The organism is Pseudomonas sp. UFMG81, from assembly GCF_015354575.1.
Lineage (GTDB): Bacteria > Pseudomonadota > Gammaproteobacteria > Pseudomonadales > Pseudomonadaceae > Aquipseudomonas.
This window is the reverse complement of the sequence record NZ_JACAFQ010000003.1, coordinates 100,364-117,109: the sequence shown is the minus strand read 5'-3', so window position 1 is coordinate 117,109 and position 16,746 is coordinate 100,364. Positions and strand designations below refer to the sequence as shown.

14 protein-coding genes are annotated in these 16,746 nt (G+C 65.6%); 8 read left to right on the top strand and 6 right to left on the bottom strand.

The window, feature by feature from the left end; all coding sequences use genetic code 11:
- Nucleotides 1-131: 131 nt before the first annotated feature.
- Nucleotides 132-3,032 carry an aminotransferase gene (locus tag IX761_RS03590; protein WP_194788261.1) on the bottom strand — a complete coding sequence of 967 codons (2,901 nt, stop codon included), beginning with the start codon at nucleotides 3,030-3,032 and terminating at the stop codon, nucleotides 132-134.
- 158 nt (nucleotides 3,033-3,190) lie between these two features.
- Here IX761_RS03590 and IX761_RS03585 point away from each other — a divergent pair, with 158 nt between their 5' ends.
- The 6 genes from IX761_RS03585 to IX761_RS03560 are packed head-to-tail and all read left to right on the top strand — an operon-like array spanning nucleotide 3,191 to nucleotide 8,715.
- A complete protein-coding gene (locus IX761_RS03585) occupies nucleotides 3,191-3,604 on the top strand; it encodes a hypothetical protein (protein ID WP_194788260.1) in 414 nt (137 codons plus the stop codon).
- The gene (gene rfbC, locus IX761_RS03580) at nucleotides 3,601-4,146 is read left to right on the top strand and encodes a dTDP-4-dehydrorhamnose 3,5-epimerase (RefSeq protein ID WP_194788259.1); all 546 of its coding nucleotides are present in this window, start codon (nucleotides 3,601-3,603) and stop codon (nucleotides 4,144-4,146) included. The genes IX761_RS03585 and rfbC overlap by 4 nt, the downstream gene beginning before the upstream one ends.
- The gene (gene rfbD, locus IX761_RS03575; RefSeq protein ID WP_194788258.1) at nucleotides 4,143-5,003 is read left to right on the top strand and encodes a dTDP-4-dehydrorhamnose reductase; all 861 of its coding nucleotides are present in this window, start codon (nucleotides 4,143-4,145) and stop codon (nucleotides 5,001-5,003) included. The genes rfbC and rfbD overlap by 4 nt, the downstream gene beginning before the upstream one ends.
- A 39-nt stretch (nucleotides 5,004-5,042) precedes the next feature.
- Nucleotides 5,043-6,857 (top strand): sensor histidine kinase, encoded by a 1,815-nt coding sequence (locus IX761_RS03570; RefSeq protein WP_194788257.1) that lies wholly within the window; start codon nucleotides 5,043-5,045, stop codon nucleotides 6,855-6,857.
- Nucleotides 6,854-8,263 carry a sigma-54-dependent transcriptional regulator gene (locus IX761_RS03565; protein WP_194788256.1) on the top strand — a complete coding sequence of 470 codons (1,410 nt, stop codon included), beginning with the start codon at nucleotides 6,854-6,856 and terminating at the stop codon, nucleotides 8,261-8,263. Before IX761_RS03570 ends, IX761_RS03565 begins: the two co-directional genes overlap by 4 nt.
- On the top strand, nucleotides 8,260-8,715 hold the full coding sequence (locus IX761_RS03560; RefSeq protein ID WP_194788255.1) for a YiiD C-terminal domain-containing protein: 456 nt from the start codon (nucleotides 8,260-8,262) through the stop codon (nucleotides 8,713-8,715). The genes IX761_RS03565 and IX761_RS03560 overlap by 4 nt, the downstream gene beginning before the upstream one ends.
- A gap of 37 nt (nucleotides 8,716-8,752) precedes the next feature.
- Here IX761_RS03560 and ptsP read toward each other — a convergent pair whose 3' ends face one another.
- Nucleotides 8,753-11,032 carry a phosphoenolpyruvate--protein phosphotransferase gene (gene ptsP, locus IX761_RS03555; protein WP_194788254.1) on the bottom strand — a complete coding sequence of 760 codons (2,280 nt, stop codon included), beginning with the start codon at nucleotides 11,030-11,032 and terminating at the stop codon, nucleotides 8,753-8,755.
- 22 nt (nucleotides 11,033-11,054) lie between these two features.
- Complete coding sequence (locus IX761_RS03550) at nucleotides 11,055-11,534, bottom strand: RNA pyrophosphohydrolase (RefSeq protein WP_012054016.1); 480 nt, start codon at nucleotides 11,532-11,534, stop codon at nucleotides 11,055-11,057.
- Between the two features lie 139 nt (nucleotides 11,535-11,673).
- On the opposite strand from IX761_RS03550, the gene IX761_RS03545 reads away from it, so the two are divergent.
- Complete coding sequence (locus tag IX761_RS03545; protein WP_194788253.1) at nucleotides 11,674-12,330, top strand: HAD family hydrolase; 657 nt, start codon at nucleotides 11,674-11,676, stop codon at nucleotides 12,328-12,330.
- Between the two features lie 117 nt (nucleotides 12,331-12,447).
- Here IX761_RS03545 and IX761_RS03540 read toward each other — a convergent pair whose 3' ends face one another.
- Nucleotides 12,448-12,873: a DUF2269 family protein gene (locus tag IX761_RS03540; protein WP_194788252.1), complete on the bottom strand. Its 426-nt coding sequence runs from the start codon at nucleotides 12,871-12,873 to the stop codon at nucleotides 12,448-12,450.
- Between the two features lie 193 nt (nucleotides 12,874-13,066).
- Nucleotides 13,067-14,581, bottom strand: coding sequence for a threonine ammonia-lyase, biosynthetic (gene ilvA / locus IX761_RS03535; RefSeq protein WP_194788251.1), 1,515 nt, complete (start codon nucleotides 14,579-14,581; stop codon nucleotides 13,067-13,069).
- Between the two features lie 134 nt (nucleotides 14,582-14,715).
- Between ilvA and rpiA the strand changes: the two genes are divergently transcribed.
- Nucleotides 14,716-15,390 (top strand): ribose-5-phosphate isomerase RpiA, encoded by a 675-nt coding sequence (gene rpiA, locus IX761_RS03530; protein ID WP_194788250.1) that lies wholly within the window; start codon nucleotides 14,716-14,718, stop codon nucleotides 15,388-15,390.
- Nucleotides 15,391-15,914: 524 nt separating this feature from the next.
- On the opposite strand, the gene IX761_RS03525 is transcribed toward rpiA, so the two are convergent.
- Nucleotides 15,915-16,700 (bottom strand): MetQ/NlpA family ABC transporter substrate-binding protein, encoded by a 786-nt coding sequence (locus IX761_RS03525; RefSeq protein WP_194788249.1) that lies wholly within the window; start codon nucleotides 16,698-16,700, stop codon nucleotides 15,915-15,917.
- Nucleotides 16,701-16,746 lie beyond the last annotated feature (46 nt).

Genomic DNA, 16,746 nt, shown 5'->3' with positions numbered 1-16,746 from the left:
GTCGCGAAAGGACCGCAAAGCGGTCCCACGGGCTGATGGCGAACATTTATAGCCGATATATATCCGCTTTTAAAGCCACCAGGAATACCGATTTCGCATAATGAACGCCTATAAACCGATAACAATCGATTTCAAAGCCCTTCACTCAGCACCCGGTCAACGCTATCGACAAAGTAGTCCACGCTCGCCCGCGTGGTGCACATCGGTGGCTTGATCTTGAGGATGTTCAAGTAGTCGCCAGTGGGCTGCATGAAGATCCCCAGCTCGCGCAGGCGGTCGCACAGGTGCATGGTCTCTTCGCTGGCCGGCTCCAGGGTCTGCCGGTCGCGCACCAGTTCCAGCCCGAGGTAGAAGCCCGAACCATGGGCGGCGCCGGCAAGCGGATGTTTATCGACCAACGCCTGCAACCGTGCCTTGAAGTACCGCCCTACGTCACGGGCGTTGTCCCACAAGCCCTCGTCGCGCATCACCTCCAGCACCGCCATGCCGATGCGGCAACTGACCGGGCTGCCGCCCGCGGAGGAGAAGAAGTAGCCCTCGGCCTCCAGCGCTTCGGCGATCTCCCGGCGGGTGATCACCGCGCCCAGCGGCTGGCCGTTGCCCATGCCCTTGGCCATGGTGATGATGTCCGGCACCACGCCCTGCTCCTCGAAGCCCCAGAAGTACTCGCCCAGGCGTCCATACCCCACCTGCACCTCGTCGGCGATGCACACCCCGCCACGGGCCCGTACCTTGGCGTAGGCCTCGCGCAGGTAGCCTGGCGGCAACGAGATACCGCCAGCATTGCCATACACCGGCTCGCAGATCATCCCCGCGAGTTGGCGGCCGCTGCCATCGATCGCGGCCAGCTTGGCATCGACATCACGCAGGTAATCGCCCGCACTGTCTGGCCCGCGATAGCGGCCACGGAAGGTGTTCGGCGCCTCCACCGGGTGCACCCAATCCGGGCGGGTTTCCAGGGCCTGGGGGTTGTCGGCGATGGAGGTGGAGATGGCGTCGGTGGCCACCGACCAACCGTGATAGGCCTCGAGCACGCTGAGCAGGTCGCGCCCGCCGCTGTAGGCCCAGGCCAGGCGAATCGCCAGGTCGTTGGCTTCAGTGCCGCTGTTCACCAGGAACACCCGGTCGAAACCTTCCGGCGCCACCTCCAGCAGGCGTTCGGAAAACTCGGCGATGGCGGCGTAGTGGAAGCGCGAGTTGGTGTTGACCAGCGACCACTGGCGCGCCGACTCGGCGGCCATGCGTGGGTGGCCATGGCCCAGCACCGCGACGTTGTTGAGCATGTCCAGGTACGAGCGGCCCTGCATGTCGATCAGGTAGTTGCGCCAGCCGCGTTCGATATGCGGCGGCTGTGCATAGTAGTGCTTCTGCGAGCGCGCGAAGCTGGCGTCACGCCGGGCCAGCAGGGCCTGGGGGTCGGCCAGCGGTTCGGCGTCACAGTCAAAGCCCAGCAGGGCGCGCGGTGACGGGCACAGGGCGAGCCAGGCCGCGGACTGCGAAGGGGTGGCGAAGAACGGCGGCTGCAACTGGCCGTCCAGGCACAGCTGCACACTGAGGAAGCCGCAAGTAGCACCCAGCACCTGGCCCTTGGCGAGCGCCTGGCCATCGGCCGGCGCCTCCTCCAGGCCGTTGAGCCACAGGCTCCAGTGCGCCGTGCGCAGGCACCCACGGTTGTCGCCCAGGCGTTGCCACACGCCTTCGGCGGGTGCTTGCAACGCGCTGCCGGGCACCAGGTTCAGCTCCACACCCAGGGCGCAGGTGGCCGGCTCCTCGGGGCGGTCGATATGCGTCTGGGACAGGCGATACTGGCCGTGCAGGCTGCTCGCGGGTGCGCGCTCTGCCACCAGCACGCGCTGGTCGAAGCCCTGCTGTTGCCAATTGCCGGCCTCGCCATGGGGGCTCAGTACGCCGAGGTCGACCCGCTTGACGGATTGCCCGACCAGCTCCGGCAGCAACGGCAGGCAGCCGCTGAAGTCGTGGCCGGCCGGTGCCTTGCCGGCGGCGTGGAGGATCGCTGCCTCCATCAACGCGGCGGGCACGGCGCAGGCGGTGTCGAAGATCTCCCACTCGTGGGCGATGTTGTCACGGGTGTACTGGTTGTCCGGGTCGACCGCCAGTTGCTGCTCGCTGCTCAGCACCAGCACCGCGGCGCGCAGTTGCACCAGCGGCCACAACGCCCGCAGCTCGGTGTCCTGCAATGGGTTGACGGCCTGGTAGGCAGTAACGGCCGGGAGGATACGCAACGGATCGCCCTCGGCATGATGCAGCAGTGCCGAGCAGGTCACCGACAGGTCGGCGATGCGCCAGGTGCGCAGCAGGTCGCCGAAGTCGATGACCCCCTGCACCTGCCAGTGGCGCTGCGCATCGCGCGCCCAGACCACGTTGTCATCGGTGATGTCCAGGTGCACGGCTTGGGTCGGCAGTTGCCCGGCCAATGGTGCCAGCTTGTCCGCCGCCTGGCGGGTAAGCCGGGCGACCTGTTCGCGGCGGCTGGCGTCCTTGAGCACCGGCAGCAGGTGCTCGATCAGCGCCAGGGCATGGCGCGGGTCCCATTGCAGGGTGCGCTCAAGGCCAGGGTGATCGAAATCGGCCAGGGCCTTGTCGACCTGGGCGCAAAGCGCGCCGAGCTCGGCCATCACCCGCAGCGGCAAGTGCTTGAGGCGGGTCAGTGGCTGGCCGTCGATATAGCCGAGCAGGCGCACCCGCAGGGGCTGGCCGTCCACTTCGAGGGCCAGCAGCGCCTCGCCAGCGCGCGATGGGTGCACCTGCGGCACCGGCACACCACGCTCGCGCAAGTACGCAAGCGCAGCATGCTGGGCTTGCAACTCGACTTCGGCGTAGCTGCCGTGGCAGGCCTTGAGCACGAACCGACCCTGGTCGCTGTCGACGCGGAAATTCAGATCCTGTTGGCTGCCCAGTGCCTGCAACTGGCCTTGCAGGTCATAATGCGACCGCAGCAAGGCGTGGGCCTGTGCTTCACCGAGTGAAGGGCTGGGCTGGCTCGAACGCTGGATCAGGGTGCTCAGGGGCATGGGTGGGGACCTCGGTTTTTTTTTGCCGCTTATATCGCCACTACTGCTGCCGATATACAAGAGGCAGCTCGAAGCAGGCGACGGACTTCCGGTAGCGAGCGATGCCCACCAAACCAGCTAGGCTATGGATCGAAGCCCCCCTGTAGAGGCATCCGCATATGCATGACAACCCAGTGGTCAATGCCCAGCCCTGCGAAGGGAAACCGCGGCAGCCCAAATCCGGCTATGCCGTACCCGGCCTTTACTTCTACGACAACGATGTGGTCAAGTTCGCCAGGAAAGGCCATCCGTCGCCAACGGGGGAGCTGAAAACCACCGAGTTCACCAACGCCGACGACCTGCACATCGCACGTTTCGGTCGCGATCTCGCTAGGCGAGACGCCAGCATCCTCGGGCGCTTTTCGCAAACCGCGCCGTGCCTGCAGCCCCTGAGGCCGAAGGTTGCCTACCAGGGACAGCGAGCCTTCAACAAGGCATGGACCGGCCGCGCAAACCCGCTGGCCAGAGCCTATAAACTGAAAGAGACCGGGTACGGTCAGAATCCGAACACACTCGCCAACGAATCCCAATGAACATCATCCCCTCCTCTATACCCGATGTCCTGATCCTCGAACCCAAGGTGTTCGGCGACAGCCGAGGCTTCTTCTTCGAAAGCTTCAACGCCAAGGTGTTTGCCGAACAGACCGGACTTAAGCCGACGTTCGTCCAGGACAACCATTCGCGCTCGCAGAAGGGCGTGCTGCGCGGCCTCCACTTCCAGGTGGAAAACACCCAGGGCAAGCTGGTGCGGGTGGTCCATGGCGAAGTGCTGGACGTGGCGGTGGACGTGCGCCGCAGCTCACCGACCTTTGGCCAGTGGGTAGCGATGCGGCTGTCCGCCGAGAACCGTCGCCAGTTGTGGATCCCGGAGGGTTTCGCCCACGGCTTCGTGGTACTGAGCGACTACGCCGAGTTCCTGTACAAGACCACCGACTACTACAACCCGCAAGCCGAACGCTGCATCCGCTGGGACGACCCGACACTGGCGGTTGACTGGCAGCTGGACGGCGCCCCCCTGTTGTCTGCCAAGGACCAGGAGGGCAAGCTGTTCACCGAAGTGGACCTGCTGCCATGAAGATCCTCGTCTGCGGCCGCAATGGCCAGGTAGCCCAGGCGCTGCAAGGGGCGCTGGCCGGCTTGGGCGAGGTGCGGTTGCTGGGCCGCGAGCAGCTTGACCTGGCCCAGCCCGGACAGTTGCGCGAACCACTGCGCGCGCTGGCCCCAGACCTGATCATCAATGCCGCGGCACACACCGCGGTGGACCAGGCCGAAAGCGAAGCCGAACTGGCCTTTGCGATCAATGCCCAAGCCCCCGGAGTACTGGCCGAAGAAGCCGAGCGCCTTGGCGTGCCGCTGATCCACTACTCCACTGACTACGTGTTCGACGGCAGCAAGGCCTCGCCCTATACCGAGGACGACGTGCCCAACCCGCTCGGGGTCTACGGCAGCAGCAAACTGGCGGGCGAACAAGCGATCCGCGCCGCGGGCGGCCAACACCTGATCCTGCGCACCAGCTGGGTCTATTCGCAGCAGGGGCGCAACTTCCTGCTGACCATGCAGCGCCTGCTCCAGGAAAAGCCGCAATTGAAGGTCGTGAGCGACCAGATCGGCGCCCCCACCTGGGCCGGCACCATCGCCACCAGCACCCGCGCACTGATCGAGCGCTGGCAACGTGGCCAGGCCGGCGCCTGGGGCACCTACCACCTCACCGCCCAGGGCGAGACGTCGTGGTTCGGCTTCGCCCAGGCCATTGGCGATCAGCTCAAGGCCCGCGGGCTGCCCTGCGCCGAGCTGCTGCCGATCCCGTCCAGCGAATACCCCACCCCGGCACGGCGGCCGCTCAATTCGCGCCTGGACTGCTCACGCCTGGCCCGGGAGTGGCAGGTTACCCAGCCGCACTGGCACGAAGCGCTGATCGACTGCCTCAAGTAGCGCATAATTGCGCCAGACTTTCCTGGCGCAATGATCGCGATGATTCCAAGACCCACGCCTCCCCGTCGCCCCCGCTGGCGCAGCCTGGCCCTGCTGGCGCTGTGCCTCGCCCCGCTGCTATGGCCGCTGCATCATCTGGCCGAGCGTTACTACCAGGACGAGCTGGCCTCGCAGAACCGCCAGACCCTCGACCTCTACGTCGCCAACCTGCTGGGCACCCTGCACCGCTACGAGACCCTGCCGCAGATCCTCGGCGACCTGCCGGCGTTGCGTGGCGTGCTGGCCGACCCGTTCAAGCTCGAGGCGGTGACCAACGCCAACCGCCTGCTCAAGGACATTACCCACCAGACCGGGGCCGAGGTGATGTACCTGATGGACGTCAGCGGCAATACGCTGGCCGCCTCCAACTGGGACAAGCAGGACAGCTTCGTCGGCCGCAACTTCTCGTTCCGCCCGTATTTCATCGAAGCCATGGACGGGCATCTGGGGCGTTTCTTCGGCCAGGGCACCACCTCGGCCAAGCGCGGCTACTTCTTCGCCGCCGCCGTACATGATCGCGACCGGGTGATCGGCGTGCTGGTGGTCAAGGTCGACCTCGACCACACCGAAACCCTCTGGGGGCGCACGCCCGAGCAATTGCTGCTGACCGACCAGAACGGCGTGGTGGTGCTCACCTCGCGCCCGGACTGGCGCTTTCGCGCCACCCGCGAGCTGACCGCGGCCGAGCGCCAGGCGATCATCGCCATCCAGCCCTACCCGACCCAGGCCCCACAACCGTTGAGCCTGAACCAGAGCGCCTGGCTCACGCAGACCCGCGACATCAAGGAAACCGGCTGGCAGGTCAGCATCCTCGCCCCGCGCACGCTGGTGGACCGCTCGGTGCAGACGGTCATGGCCATCGGCGGCGGCGCCCTGCTGGTGACCATGCTGCTGGCCGGCCTGGTGATGCAGCGTCGCCGTCACTACATCGACCGCATCGACTTCGAGGCCCGCGCCCGTCACGAGCTGGAAATGCGCGTGGTCGAACGCACCGCCGACCTCGAAGGCCTCAACACCCGCCTGAAAAGCGCCGTGCTCGAACGCGAGAATGCCCAGCAGGAGCTGGTGCGCGCCCAGGACGAGCTGGTGCAGGCCGGCAAGCTGTCAGTGCTCGGCACCATGTCGGCGAGCATCAGCCACGAGCTCAACCAGCCGCTGGCCGCGATCCGCAGCTACGCCGAAAACGCCGAGATCCTGCTCGACCACCAGCGCACCGAGGATGTACGCGGCAACCTCAAACTGATCGGCGAGCTGACCGGGCGCATGGCCTCGATCATCGCCCACCTGCGCGCATTCGCCCGCCGCGACCAGCACGCCCCGGAGAGCGTAGCCCTGCAACCGGCGCTGGACGACGCCCTGGCCTTGCTGGCCAAACGCCGCCGGGCCATGGCCGTGGAACTGGTGCGTGACCTGCCCGACGCCACGCTGTGGGTGCAGGCCGGCGAGACGCGCCTGCGCCAGGTGCTGGGCAACCTGCTGGCCAACGCCCTCGATGCGCTCACCGAAAAAGCCAACCCGCGCAAGCTGTGGCTGAGTGCCGAACGGCAGGACGACTACGTCTACCTGTACATCCGCGACAACGGCCCAGGCTTCAGCCGCCAGGCCCTGGAGCACGCCAAGGAGCCATTCTTCACCACCAAGACCCGCACCCAGGGACTGGGGCTGGGGCTGGCCATCTGCGAAAGCCTGATGCACGCGCTGGGCGGCGAGCTGCTGCTGGGCAACCACCCGGAAGGCGGCGCCCTGCTGACCCTGCGCCTGCGCGTGGCCAAGCCCGGCGCCAACCTGCAATCTTTGGAGGACACCTCGGCATGACCGAGACATTGATCGACAGCCGTGCCCAGGTGCTCCTGGTCGACGACGACCCGCACCTGCGCCAGGCCCTGAGCCAGACCCTGGACCTTGCCGGGCTCAAGGTGGTGGCCCTGGCCGACGCCCAGGGCCTGGCCGGGCGCATCGAGGCGGACTGGCCGGGGGTGGTGGTCAGCGACATCCGCATGCCCGGCATCGATGGCCTGCAACTGCTCGAGCAACTGCACGCCCGCGACAGCGAATTGCCGGTGCTGCTGATCACCGGCCACGGCGACGTGCCGTTGGCGGTCCAGGCCATGCGCGCCGGCGCCTATGACTTTCTCGAAAAGCCCTTCGCCAGCGACGCCCTGCTCGACAGCGTGCGCCGCGCCCTGGCCCTGCGTCGCCTGGTACTGGACAACCGCAGCCTGCGCCTGGCCCTGAGCGATCGCCAGCAGCTGGCCACGCGGCTGGTTGGCCAGTCCCAGGGCATGCAGCGCCTGCGTGAACAGATCGGCGCCCTGGCCGGGACCCGCGCCGATGTGCTGATCCTCGGCGAGACTGGCGCCGGCAAGGAAGTGGTGGCCCGCGCCCTACACGACCTGTCGAGCCGCCGTGACGGCCCGTTCGTGGCGATCAACGCAGGGGCCCTGGCCGAGTCGGTGGTCGAGAGCGAGCTGTTCGGCCACGAGCCGGGCGCCTTCACCGGGGCGCAGAAGCGCCGTATCGGCAAGTTCGAGTTCGCCAACGGTGGCACGCTGTTCCTCGACGAGATCGAGAGCATGAGCCTGGACGTGCAGGTCAAGCTGCTGCGCCTGTTGCAGGAGCGCGTGGTCGAACGGCTCGGAGGCAACCAGCTGATCCCGCTGGATATCCGCATCATCGCCGCCACCAAGGAAGACCTGCGCCAGGCCGCCGACCAGGGGCGCTTTCGCGCCGACCTGTACTACCGCCTCAATGTCGCGCCGCTGCGCATCCCGGCCCTGCGCGAGCGTGGCGACGACATCCTGGTGCTGTTCCAGCATTTCGCCGACGCCGCCAGCGAGCGCCACGGCTTGGCGCCACACAGCCTGCAACCGGCACAGCGCGCGCTGTTGCTGCGCCACGACTGGCCGGGCAACGTGCGCGAACTGCAAAACGCCGCCGAACGCTTCGCCCTGGGGCTGGAGCTGGCCCTCGACGGCCAGGTGCCAACCACCCCCAGCGACATCCACGTGGCCGTATCGACCGGCAACCTCAGCGAACAGGTCGAACTGTTCGAGCGTTCGCTGATCGCCGCCGAACTGAGCCAGCCGCACGGCTCGATGCGCAGCCTCGCCGAAGCCCTCGGCATTCCGCGCAAGACGCTGCATGACAAGCTGCGCAAGCACGGCCTGAGCTTCGATGGCGCCAGCGCTGGGCACGACGATCTTGAGGACAATCGCCAATGAGTACCGACAGCCAGTACCTGCAAGCCGTACTGCACAGCGACATTCCCCTGACCCGCGAGATGGGCATGCAGGTGCTCGACTGGCAAGGCCACTGCCTGCGCCTGCAACTGCCGCTGGCGCCCAACGTCAACCACAAGAGCACCATGTTCGGCGGCAGCCTGTACTGCGGTGCGGTGCTGGTGGGCTGGGGCTGGTTGCACCTGCGTTTGCGCGAGCTGGGGATCGACGATGGGCATATCGTCATCCAGGAGGGGCAGATCAGCTACCCGCTGCCGGTCACCGGTACTGCAGTGGCACGCTGCCCGGCGCCGGACGCGAAGACCTGGGAGCGGTTCCTGACGATGTACCAACGTCGAGGCCGGGCGCGGTTGACCCTGGAGACGGTGGTGAGTAACGAAGGCAGTGACGCGACCGCGGTGAGCTTCAGCGGCCAGTACGTCCTGCACCGCTAACCCTGGGGCTCTGTCGCGATCAAGGCCCCTCAGGCAGTCAGAGGGTCTTGTTCGCCTCAGGCCCGATCATCCGCGCCAGCCCCAGGTTTTTCAGCGCCAGTTGCAGCGAACTGTGGATGACTTGCGGGTTGTCGTGGCTCAAGGCCTCGGCCAGCAGCTCCTTGGCCTTGCCCATGTTCACCTGGCGCAGCATCCACTTGACCTTGGGCAGGTTGGTGGCGTTCATCGACAGGCTGTCGAAGCCCATGGCCATCAGCAGGATCGCCGCCGCCGGGTCACCGGCCATCTCGCCGCAGATGCTCACCGGCTTGCCTTCGCCATGGGCATCGCGCACTACGGTGTTGAGCGCCTGCAGCACCGCCGGGTGCAGGTAGTCGTACAGGTCGGCGACCCGTGGGTTGTTGCGGTCGACCGCCAGCAGGTACTGCGTCAGGTCGTTGGAACCGACCGACAGGAAGTCCACTTGCCGCGCCAGTTCCTTGGTCTGGTACACCGCCGCAGGGATTTCCACCATCACGCCCACCGGCGGCATCGGCACGTCGGTGCCCTCGTCGCGCACCTCGCCCCAGGCGCGGTGGATCAGGTGCAGCGCTTCTTCGAGTTCGTGGATGCCGGAAATCATCGGCAGCAGGATGCGCAGGTTGTTCAGGCCCTCGCTGGCCTTGAGCATGGCGCGGGTCTGGACCAGGAAGATTTCCGGGTGGTCGAGGGTGACGCGGATGCCGCGCCAGCCGAGGAAGGGGTTTTCTTCCTTGATCGGGAAGTACGACAGCGCCTTGTCGCCGCCGATGTCGAGGGTGCGCATGGTCACCGGCAGCGGGTGGAAGGCTTGCAGCTGCTCGCGGTAGATCGCCAGCTGCTCTTTCTCGCTGGGGAAGCGCTGGTTGATCATGAACGGCACTTCGGTGCGGTACAGGCCGACCCCCTCGGCGCCACGCTGCTGGGCCCGGGCCACGTCGGCGAGCAGGCCGGTGTTGACCCACAGCGGCATGCGGTGGCCGTCCGGGGTAATGCACGGCAGTTCGCGCAGGGCGTCGAGGCCCTTGGCCAGCTGGCGCTCCTCCTCGACCACGTCGCTGTACTGCTTGCGCAGCACTTCGCCGGGGTTGGTGTACACCTCGCCCTTGTAGCCGTCGACGATCATCTCGATACCGTCGACCTTCGAGTACGGCAGGTCGACCAGGCCCATGACGGTGGGGATACCCATCGCCCGGGCGAGGATTGCCACGTGGGAGTTGCCCGAACCGAGCACCGAGACCAGGCCCACCAGCTTGCCTTCGGGTACCTCGCCGAGCATTGCCGGGGTGAGCTCCTCGCTGACCAGGATGGTGTTGTCCTGGTACACCAGCGACTGCGAGCGGGCCTCTTGCAGATAGGCGAGCAAACGGCGGCCGAGGTCCTTGACGTCGGAGGCGCGCTCGCGCAGGTAGTCGTCGTCCATCAGCTCGAAGCGGTTGACGTGCTCGCCAACCACCTGGCGCAGGGCACCCTGGGCCCACTGGCCGGTCTTGATGACCGCCATCACCTCGCCACCGAGGGCGGCGTCTTCGAGCATCATCAGGTACACATCGAACAATGCGCGCTCTTCGGGGCGCAGCTGGGTGGCCAGCTTGGCGGAGAGCTTGCGCATGTCCTCGCGCACGCCTTCCAGGGCGTTGCTGAACAGCTTGAGTTCGTTGTCGATGTCTTCGACGGTCTTGTCCGGCACCACTTCCAGGTCGGCTGGCGGCAGCATCACCACGGCACGGCCCACGGCGGCGCCCGGCGAACCCGGCACCCCGACGAAACGCGCTTCCTGGATGCCCTTGCCCTGGCGGCCCAGGCCGCGGATGGAGCCGGTGGCCTCGGCGTGGGCGATAACCCCGGCGAGCTGGGCGCTCATGGTGACGAGGAAGGCTTCTTCGCCTTCGTCGAACTGGCGACGCTCCTTCTGCTGGATTACCAGTACACCGACCACACGGCGGTGGTGGATGATCGGCGCGCCGAGGAAGGAGGCGAATTTCTCTTCGCCGGTTTCGGCAAAGTAGCGATAACGCGGGTGGTCGGCGGCGTTTTCCAGGTTCAGCGGTTCTTCGCGGGTACCAACCAGGCCGACCAGGCCTTCATTGGGGGCCATGCTGACCTTGCCGATCGAACGCTTGTTCAAGCCCTCGGTGGCCATCAGCACGAAGCGGTTGGTTTCCGGGTCGAGCAGGTAGACCGAGCAGACCTGGCTGCCCATGGCCTCCTTGACGCGCAAGACAATGATACCCAACGCCGTCTTGAGATCTTTGGCGGAGTTCACTTCCTGGACGATCTTGCGCAGCGTATTGAGCATGGCTCGGGGTCGGACTCCGTCGTCAGTCGCGCGTCAGCAGGCGCGGGGCTAGCTCTTTCAGGGCGCGCCGGTATACCTCGCGCTTGAATGTCACCACCTGGCCCAACGGATACCAGTAGCTGACCCAGCGCCAGCCGTCGAATTCCGGTTTGCCGGTGAGGTCCATGCGCACCCGTTGCTCGTTGCTCAACAGGCGCAGCAGGAACCACTTCTGTTTCTGGCCGATGCACAGCGGCTGGCTGTGGGTGCGCACCAGACGCTGGGGTAAACGATAACGCAACCAGCCACGGGTGCAGGCAAGAATTTCCACATCGTCGCGCTCAAGGCCGACTTCTTCGTTCAGCTCGCGGTACAGGGCGTCTTCTGGGGTTTCGTCAGGGTTGATACCACCCTGGGGAAACTGCCAGGCATCCTGGTTGATCCGCCGAGCCCATAGCACCTGCCCGGCATCATTCGTGAGAATGATCCCGACATTGGGGCGAAAACCATCCGGGTCGATCACGGCAGCAACCTCGCAAACGCATGTCGCGGCATTGTTCCACAAAGCCTGCGAGCGCAGCAACGCGCCCGCCAAGCTTATGTGCAGCGAGGTGAAAACTCCGTATTCTGCGGGGCTCCCAAAGGTTCAGCGAGACACCCACATGCGCCTGGCTTTATTCGACCTGGACAATACCCTCCTCGGTGGCGACAGCGACCACGCCTGGGGTGACTACCTGTGCGAGCGCGGCATCCTCGACCCGGTCGCGTACAAGGCCCGCAACGATGCGTTCTACCAGGACTACCTGGCCGGCACCCTGGACTTGCAGGCCTACCTGGCCTTCTCCATGGAAATCCTCGCCGCCACCGAGCCTGCGCAGCTGGAGCAATGGCACCGCGAGTTCATGCGCGATTGCATCGAACCGATGATCCTGCCCAAGGCCCTGGCGTTGCTGCAGCAGCACCGCGAGGCCGGCGACCAGCTGGTGATCATCACCGCCACCAACCGCTTCGTCACCGCACCCATCGCTCGGCGCCTGGGAGTGCGCGTGTTGCTGGCCACCGAATGCGAGCAGGTCGATGGCCGCTTCACCGGGCGCAGTACCGATATACCGTGTTTTCGTGAAGGCAAGGTGACGCGCCTGACGCGCTGGATGCTGGAGAACGGCTTCGACCTGGAAGACAGCTACTTCTATAGCGACTCGATGAACGACCTGCCGTTATTGGAGCAGGTGACCCATGCGGTGGCGGTGGACCCGGACCCGAAGCTGCGCGCCGAGGCCGAGGCGCGGGGGTGGCCGGTGGTTTCGTTGCGCGATTGAGACGGCCGGGACCGCTTAGCGGCCCTCTTCGCGGCGCAAGGCCGCTCCTACAGAAAAGCGCATTCCCTTGTAGGAGCGGCCTTGTGCCGCGATGGAGGGCGCAGCCCTCCCCTTGACTTAGATGGGCTTGGCGCCCATCAACCCGGCGATGGACAGGAAGCACACGCCGCTGAACACCGCCAGCGCCAGGGTGAACTTCAGCCCCACCACTTCGGCTTTGCGCAGGCGATTCAGGCGCACCACCAGCCACCAAACCGCCAGCGCGCCAACGGTATAGATGACGCTGGAAGCCAGCACCCAGGTCTGCCCCAGCGGCCAGCCCACCAGGTGCACCAGCCACCAGCCGGTGAACGGCATGCTCACCAGGCACAGCCCCATCAGCAGCCAGACGAACACCAGCGGCCGGCGCAGCAGCTTGGCGTAGGCCTCGGCGTCGCCCTTGCGGCGGGCGAGGCCGGTCCAGATCACCAGGCCCAGCGCGCCCAGCAACAGCAGCGCGGTGGCGAGGATATGCAGGGTCTTGAGGGTGGTCAGGTGTTCCATTTCCGGATCGTCCTTTATCAGGCCCATTATGCGGCGGCTTCTGCCCCTGTAGGAGCGGCCTTGTGTCGCGATGGGCCGCAGCGCGGCCCCAGAAGTTCAGCCATGATGCACAAATTGCCGGGGCCGCCTTGCGGCCCATCGCGACACAAGGCCGCTCCTACACAAAGCGAGATACCCGGCTTAGCTTAGCTGCTCAGCCCAGGAACAGCCGGTAGGCCGGGTTCTCGGTCTCGTCCCAATACGGATAGCCGATCTTGGCCAGCGCCGCCGGCACCAGGTGGCGCTCGTCTTCCGGCACCTGCAACCCCGCCACCACACGGCCATCGGCGGCACCATGGTTGCGGTAGTGGAACATCGAGATGTTCCAGCGCCCGCCGAGCTTGTTGAGGAAGTTGAACAGCGCACCCGGCCGCTCGGGGAACTCGAAACGCAGCACGATTTCATCGCTGGCCCCGGCCGAGTGACCACCGACCATGTGACGGATGTGCAACTTGGCCAGCTCGTTGTCGGTCAGGTCGGTGACCGGGAAGCCTTGTTCGCTCAGCTGCTGCACCAGTGCCGCGCGCGGGTCGGTGTCCGGGTGGGTCTGCACGCCAACGAAGATGTGTGCCTCGTCCGAGGTGTGCTTGCGGTAGTTGAACTCGGTGATCTGGCGTTTGCCGATGGCTTCGCAGAAGGCTTTGAAGCTGCCCGGGCGCTCGGGAATGGTCACCGCGATGATCGCCTCGCGCTTCTCGCCCAGCTCGGCACGCTCGGCCACATGGCGCAGGCGGTCGAAGTTGACGTTGGCGCCTGAGTCGATGGCCACCAGGGTCTGGCCGGTCACGCCCTTGAGCTCGACGTACTTCTTGATCCCGGCCACGCCCAACGCACCGGCAGGTTCGGTGATCGAGCGGGTATCGTCGTAGATATCCTTGATCGCCGCACAGATCTCATCGGTGCTGACGGTGATCACCTCGTCCACGTGATGGCGGCAGATGTCGAAGGTGTGCTGGCCGATCTGCGCCACGGCCACGCCGTCGGCGAACAACCCAACCTGCGGCAGTACCACGCGCTCGCCAGCGGCCATGGCGGCTTGCAGGCAGTTGGAATCGTCCGGCTCGACGCCGATCACCTTGATCTCCGGGCGCAGGTACTTCACGTAGGCGGCGATGCCAGCGATCAGGCCGCCGCCGCCGACGGGTACGAAGATCGCGTCCAGCTGGCCGGGGTGCTGGCGCAGGATCTCCATGGCCACCGTGCCCTGGCCGGCGATGGTGTGCGGGTCGTCATAAGGGTGGATATAGACGAAGCCCTTCTCGTCGACCAGTTTCAGCGAATAGGCCAGCGCCTCGGGGAACGAATCACCGTGCAGCACCACCTTGCCGCCGCGCGAACGCACGCCTTCGATCTTGATCTCCGGGGTGGTCTTGGGCATCACGATGGTCGCCTTGATGCCCAGTTCCCGCGCCGCCAGGGCCACGCCCTGGGCGTGATTGCCGGCGGAAGCGGTGACCACGCCGCGGGCCAGTTCCTCGGCACTGAGCTGCGCCAGCTTGTTGTATGCCCCGCGGATCTTGAACGAGAACACCGGCTGCAGGTCCTCGCGCTTGAGCAGCACCGTGTTGCCCAGGCGCTTGCTCAGCTGGCCGGCGCTGTGCAGCGGGGTTTCGACGGCAACGTCGTAGACGCGCGAGGTGAGGATCTTCTTGACGTACTGTTCGAGCATCGGGAAAGCATCACTGGCCGCGGGACAAGGGCTGGGAGTCTACCGCAGCGCTACGTCGGGCGACCACAGCAAAGCCGTTCCAGCCGTTATACTAGGCAGCTTTCGATACCCGCCCAGCCCCTCCCGGAGCCCGCATGACCCAGGACCAACTCAAACAGGCCGTCGCCCAGGCCGCCGTCGACCTCATCCTGCCGAAACTGGATGAAAAAAGCGTCGTCGGCGTCGGCACCGGTTCGACCGCCAACTTCTTCATCGACGCCCTGGCCCAGCACAAGACCGCCTTCGACGGCGCCGTCGCCAGCTCCGAAGCCACCGCGCAGCGCCTGAAGGGCCATGGCATCCCGGTGTACGAGCTGAACAGCGTCAGCGAGCTGGAGTTCTATGTGGACGGTGCCGACGAAAGCGACGCCCACCTGAACCTGATCAAGGGCGGCGGCGCGGCCCTGACCCGCGAGAAGATCGTCGCGGCGGTGGCCAAGACCTTCATCTGCATCGCCGATGCCAGCAAGCTGGTGCCGGTACTCGGCGCCTTCCCGCTGCCGGTCGAAGTCATCCCCATGGCCCGCAGCCATGTCGCGCGCCAGCTGGTCAAGCTGGGCGGCGACCCGGTGTACCGCGAGGGCGTGTTGACCGACAACGGCAACGTCATTCTCGACGTGCACAACTTGCAGATCACCAACCCGGTGGAGCTGGAAAGCCAGATCAACGCCATCGTCGGCGTGGTCACCAATGGCCTGTTCGCGGCGCGGCCGGCGGATGTGCTGTTGCTGGGCACGGCTGAAGGTGTAAAAACCCTCAAGGCCGAGTAAGCAGGCGCTTACTACGCGCAGGCTGCCCCCCGGCCTTTAACATGGCCGGGGCGGTGTCGAAGCTCATGGATAGTGCTTCGACACAGGGTTATTAGGCTCGCTACGAAAATTCCTACTTCAGGTTGGGATCTTTCCGAGCTCTTGCCCCTCAAATCAGTTTCAAACTGTGACTTGCATGGCCCATCAACCTACAAGGATGACAATGATGAACAGCCCCTGCTCGCCTGCTTCGAACGATCAATTGTTGTGGCTTCTGGCGTTGCGCCGGGCGCTGGGTGACCAGCGCTGACCTACCCGCCAAACACCCCCCCTGTAGGAGCGGCCTTGTGTCGCGAAAGGACCGCAAAGCGGTCCCCGGTTTCTGGCATCGCCGTAAAGATCGCTGAGGCCGCCCTGCGGCCTTTTCGCGGCACAAGGCCGCTCCTACAGGCAGCCGGCAACACCTGAATTGAGCCCGGCAAGAACGAAAACGCCGATGCAGACTGCATCGGCGCTTTTCATTTCAGACTGGCTGACAGTGCGTATCAGAACGCCGGCAACACTGCGCCTTGGTATTTCTGGGCAATGAAGGCCTTCACTTCCGGGCTGGTCAGTGCCTTGGCCAGCTTCTGGATGGCCTCGCTGTCCTTGTTGTCCGGGCGGGCAACCAGGAAGTTCACGTAGGGCGAGTCGCTACCCTCGATCACCAGGGCGTCCTTGGCTGGGTTCAAGCCAGCTTCCAGGGCGTAGTTGGTGTTGATCATGTCCAGGTCGACCTGGTCCAGCACGCGCGGCAGCATGGCCGATTCCAGCTCGCGGAACTTGAGCTTCTTCGGGTTCTCGGCGATGTCTTTCGGGGTGGCCAGGGCGTTCTTCGGATCTTTCAGGGTGATCAGGCCAGCCTTCTGCAGCAGCAGCAGGGCACGGCCGCTGTTGCTGCCCTCGTTGGGGATGGCCACGGTGGCGCCGTCCTTCAGCTCGGCCAGGGTCTTGACCTTCTTCGAGTAGCCACCGAACGGCTCGACGTGCACACCGATCACGGTTTCCAGGTGGGTGCCTTTGCCTTCGTTGAAGTTGGTCAGGTAAGGCAGGGTCTGGAAGTAGTTGGCATCCAGGCGCTTCTGGTCGACCTGCACGTTGGGTTGCACGTAGTCGGTGAACACTTTGATCTGCAGGTCGATACCTTCCTTGGCCAGGGTTGGCTTGATCAGCTCGAGGATCTCGGCGTGGGGTACCGGTGTGGCGGCGACCACCAGTTTCTCGGCGGCGGATGCCAGGCCGGCGAACGACAGGGCGGCGGCCAGGGCGGTGGTCAGCAGGGTCTTCTTCATGGGGATCCTTGTTATCAAGCTGGGCCATCGCAGATGGCGAAGTCTG

Bases quoted from the DNA above. Each gene is read 5' to 3' on its own strand.
- IX761_RS03590 (WP_194788261.1), bottom strand. From the start codon at position 3,032: ATGCCCCTGAGCACCCTGATCCAGCGTTCGAGCCAGCCCAGCCCTTCA.
- IX761_RS03585 (WP_194788260.1), top strand. From the start codon at position 3,191: ATGCATGACAACCCAGTGGTCAATGCCCAGCCCTGCGAAGGGAAACCG.
- rfbC (WP_194788259.1), top strand. From the start codon at position 3,601: ATGAACATCATCCCCTCCTCTATACCCGATGTCCTGATCCTCGAACCC.
- rfbD (WP_194788258.1), top strand. From the start codon at position 4,143: ATGAAGATCCTCGTCTGCGGCCGCAATGGCCAGGTAGCCCAGGCGCTG.
- IX761_RS03570 (WP_194788257.1), top strand. From the start codon at position 5,043: ATGATTCCAAGACCCACGCCTCCCCGTCGCCCCCGCTGGCGCAGCCTG.
- IX761_RS03565 (WP_194788256.1), top strand. From the start codon at position 6,854: ATGACCGAGACATTGATCGACAGCCGTGCCCAGGTGCTCCTGGTCGAC.
- IX761_RS03560 (WP_194788255.1), top strand. From the start codon at position 8,260: ATGAGTACCGACAGCCAGTACCTGCAAGCCGTACTGCACAGCGACATT.
- ptsP (WP_194788254.1), bottom strand. From the start codon at position 11,032: ATGCTCAATACGCTGCGCAAGATCGTCCAGGAAGTGAACTCCGCCAAA.
- IX761_RS03545 (WP_194788253.1), top strand. From the start codon at position 11,674: ATGCGCCTGGCTTTATTCGACCTGGACAATACCCTCCTCGGTGGCGAC.
- IX761_RS03540 (WP_194788252.1), bottom strand. From the start codon at position 12,873: ATGGAACACCTGACCACCCTCAAGACCCTGCATATCCTCGCCACCGCG.
- ilvA (WP_194788251.1), bottom strand. From the start codon at position 14,581: ATGCTCGAACAGTACGTCAAGAAGATCCTCACCTCGCGCGTCTACGAC.
- rpiA (WP_194788250.1), top strand. From the start codon at position 14,716: ATGACCCAGGACCAACTCAAACAGGCCGTCGCCCAGGCCGCCGTCGAC.
- IX761_RS03525 (WP_194788249.1), bottom strand. From the start codon at position 16,700: ATGAAGAAGACCCTGCTGACCACCGCCCTGGCCGCCGCCCTGTCGTTC.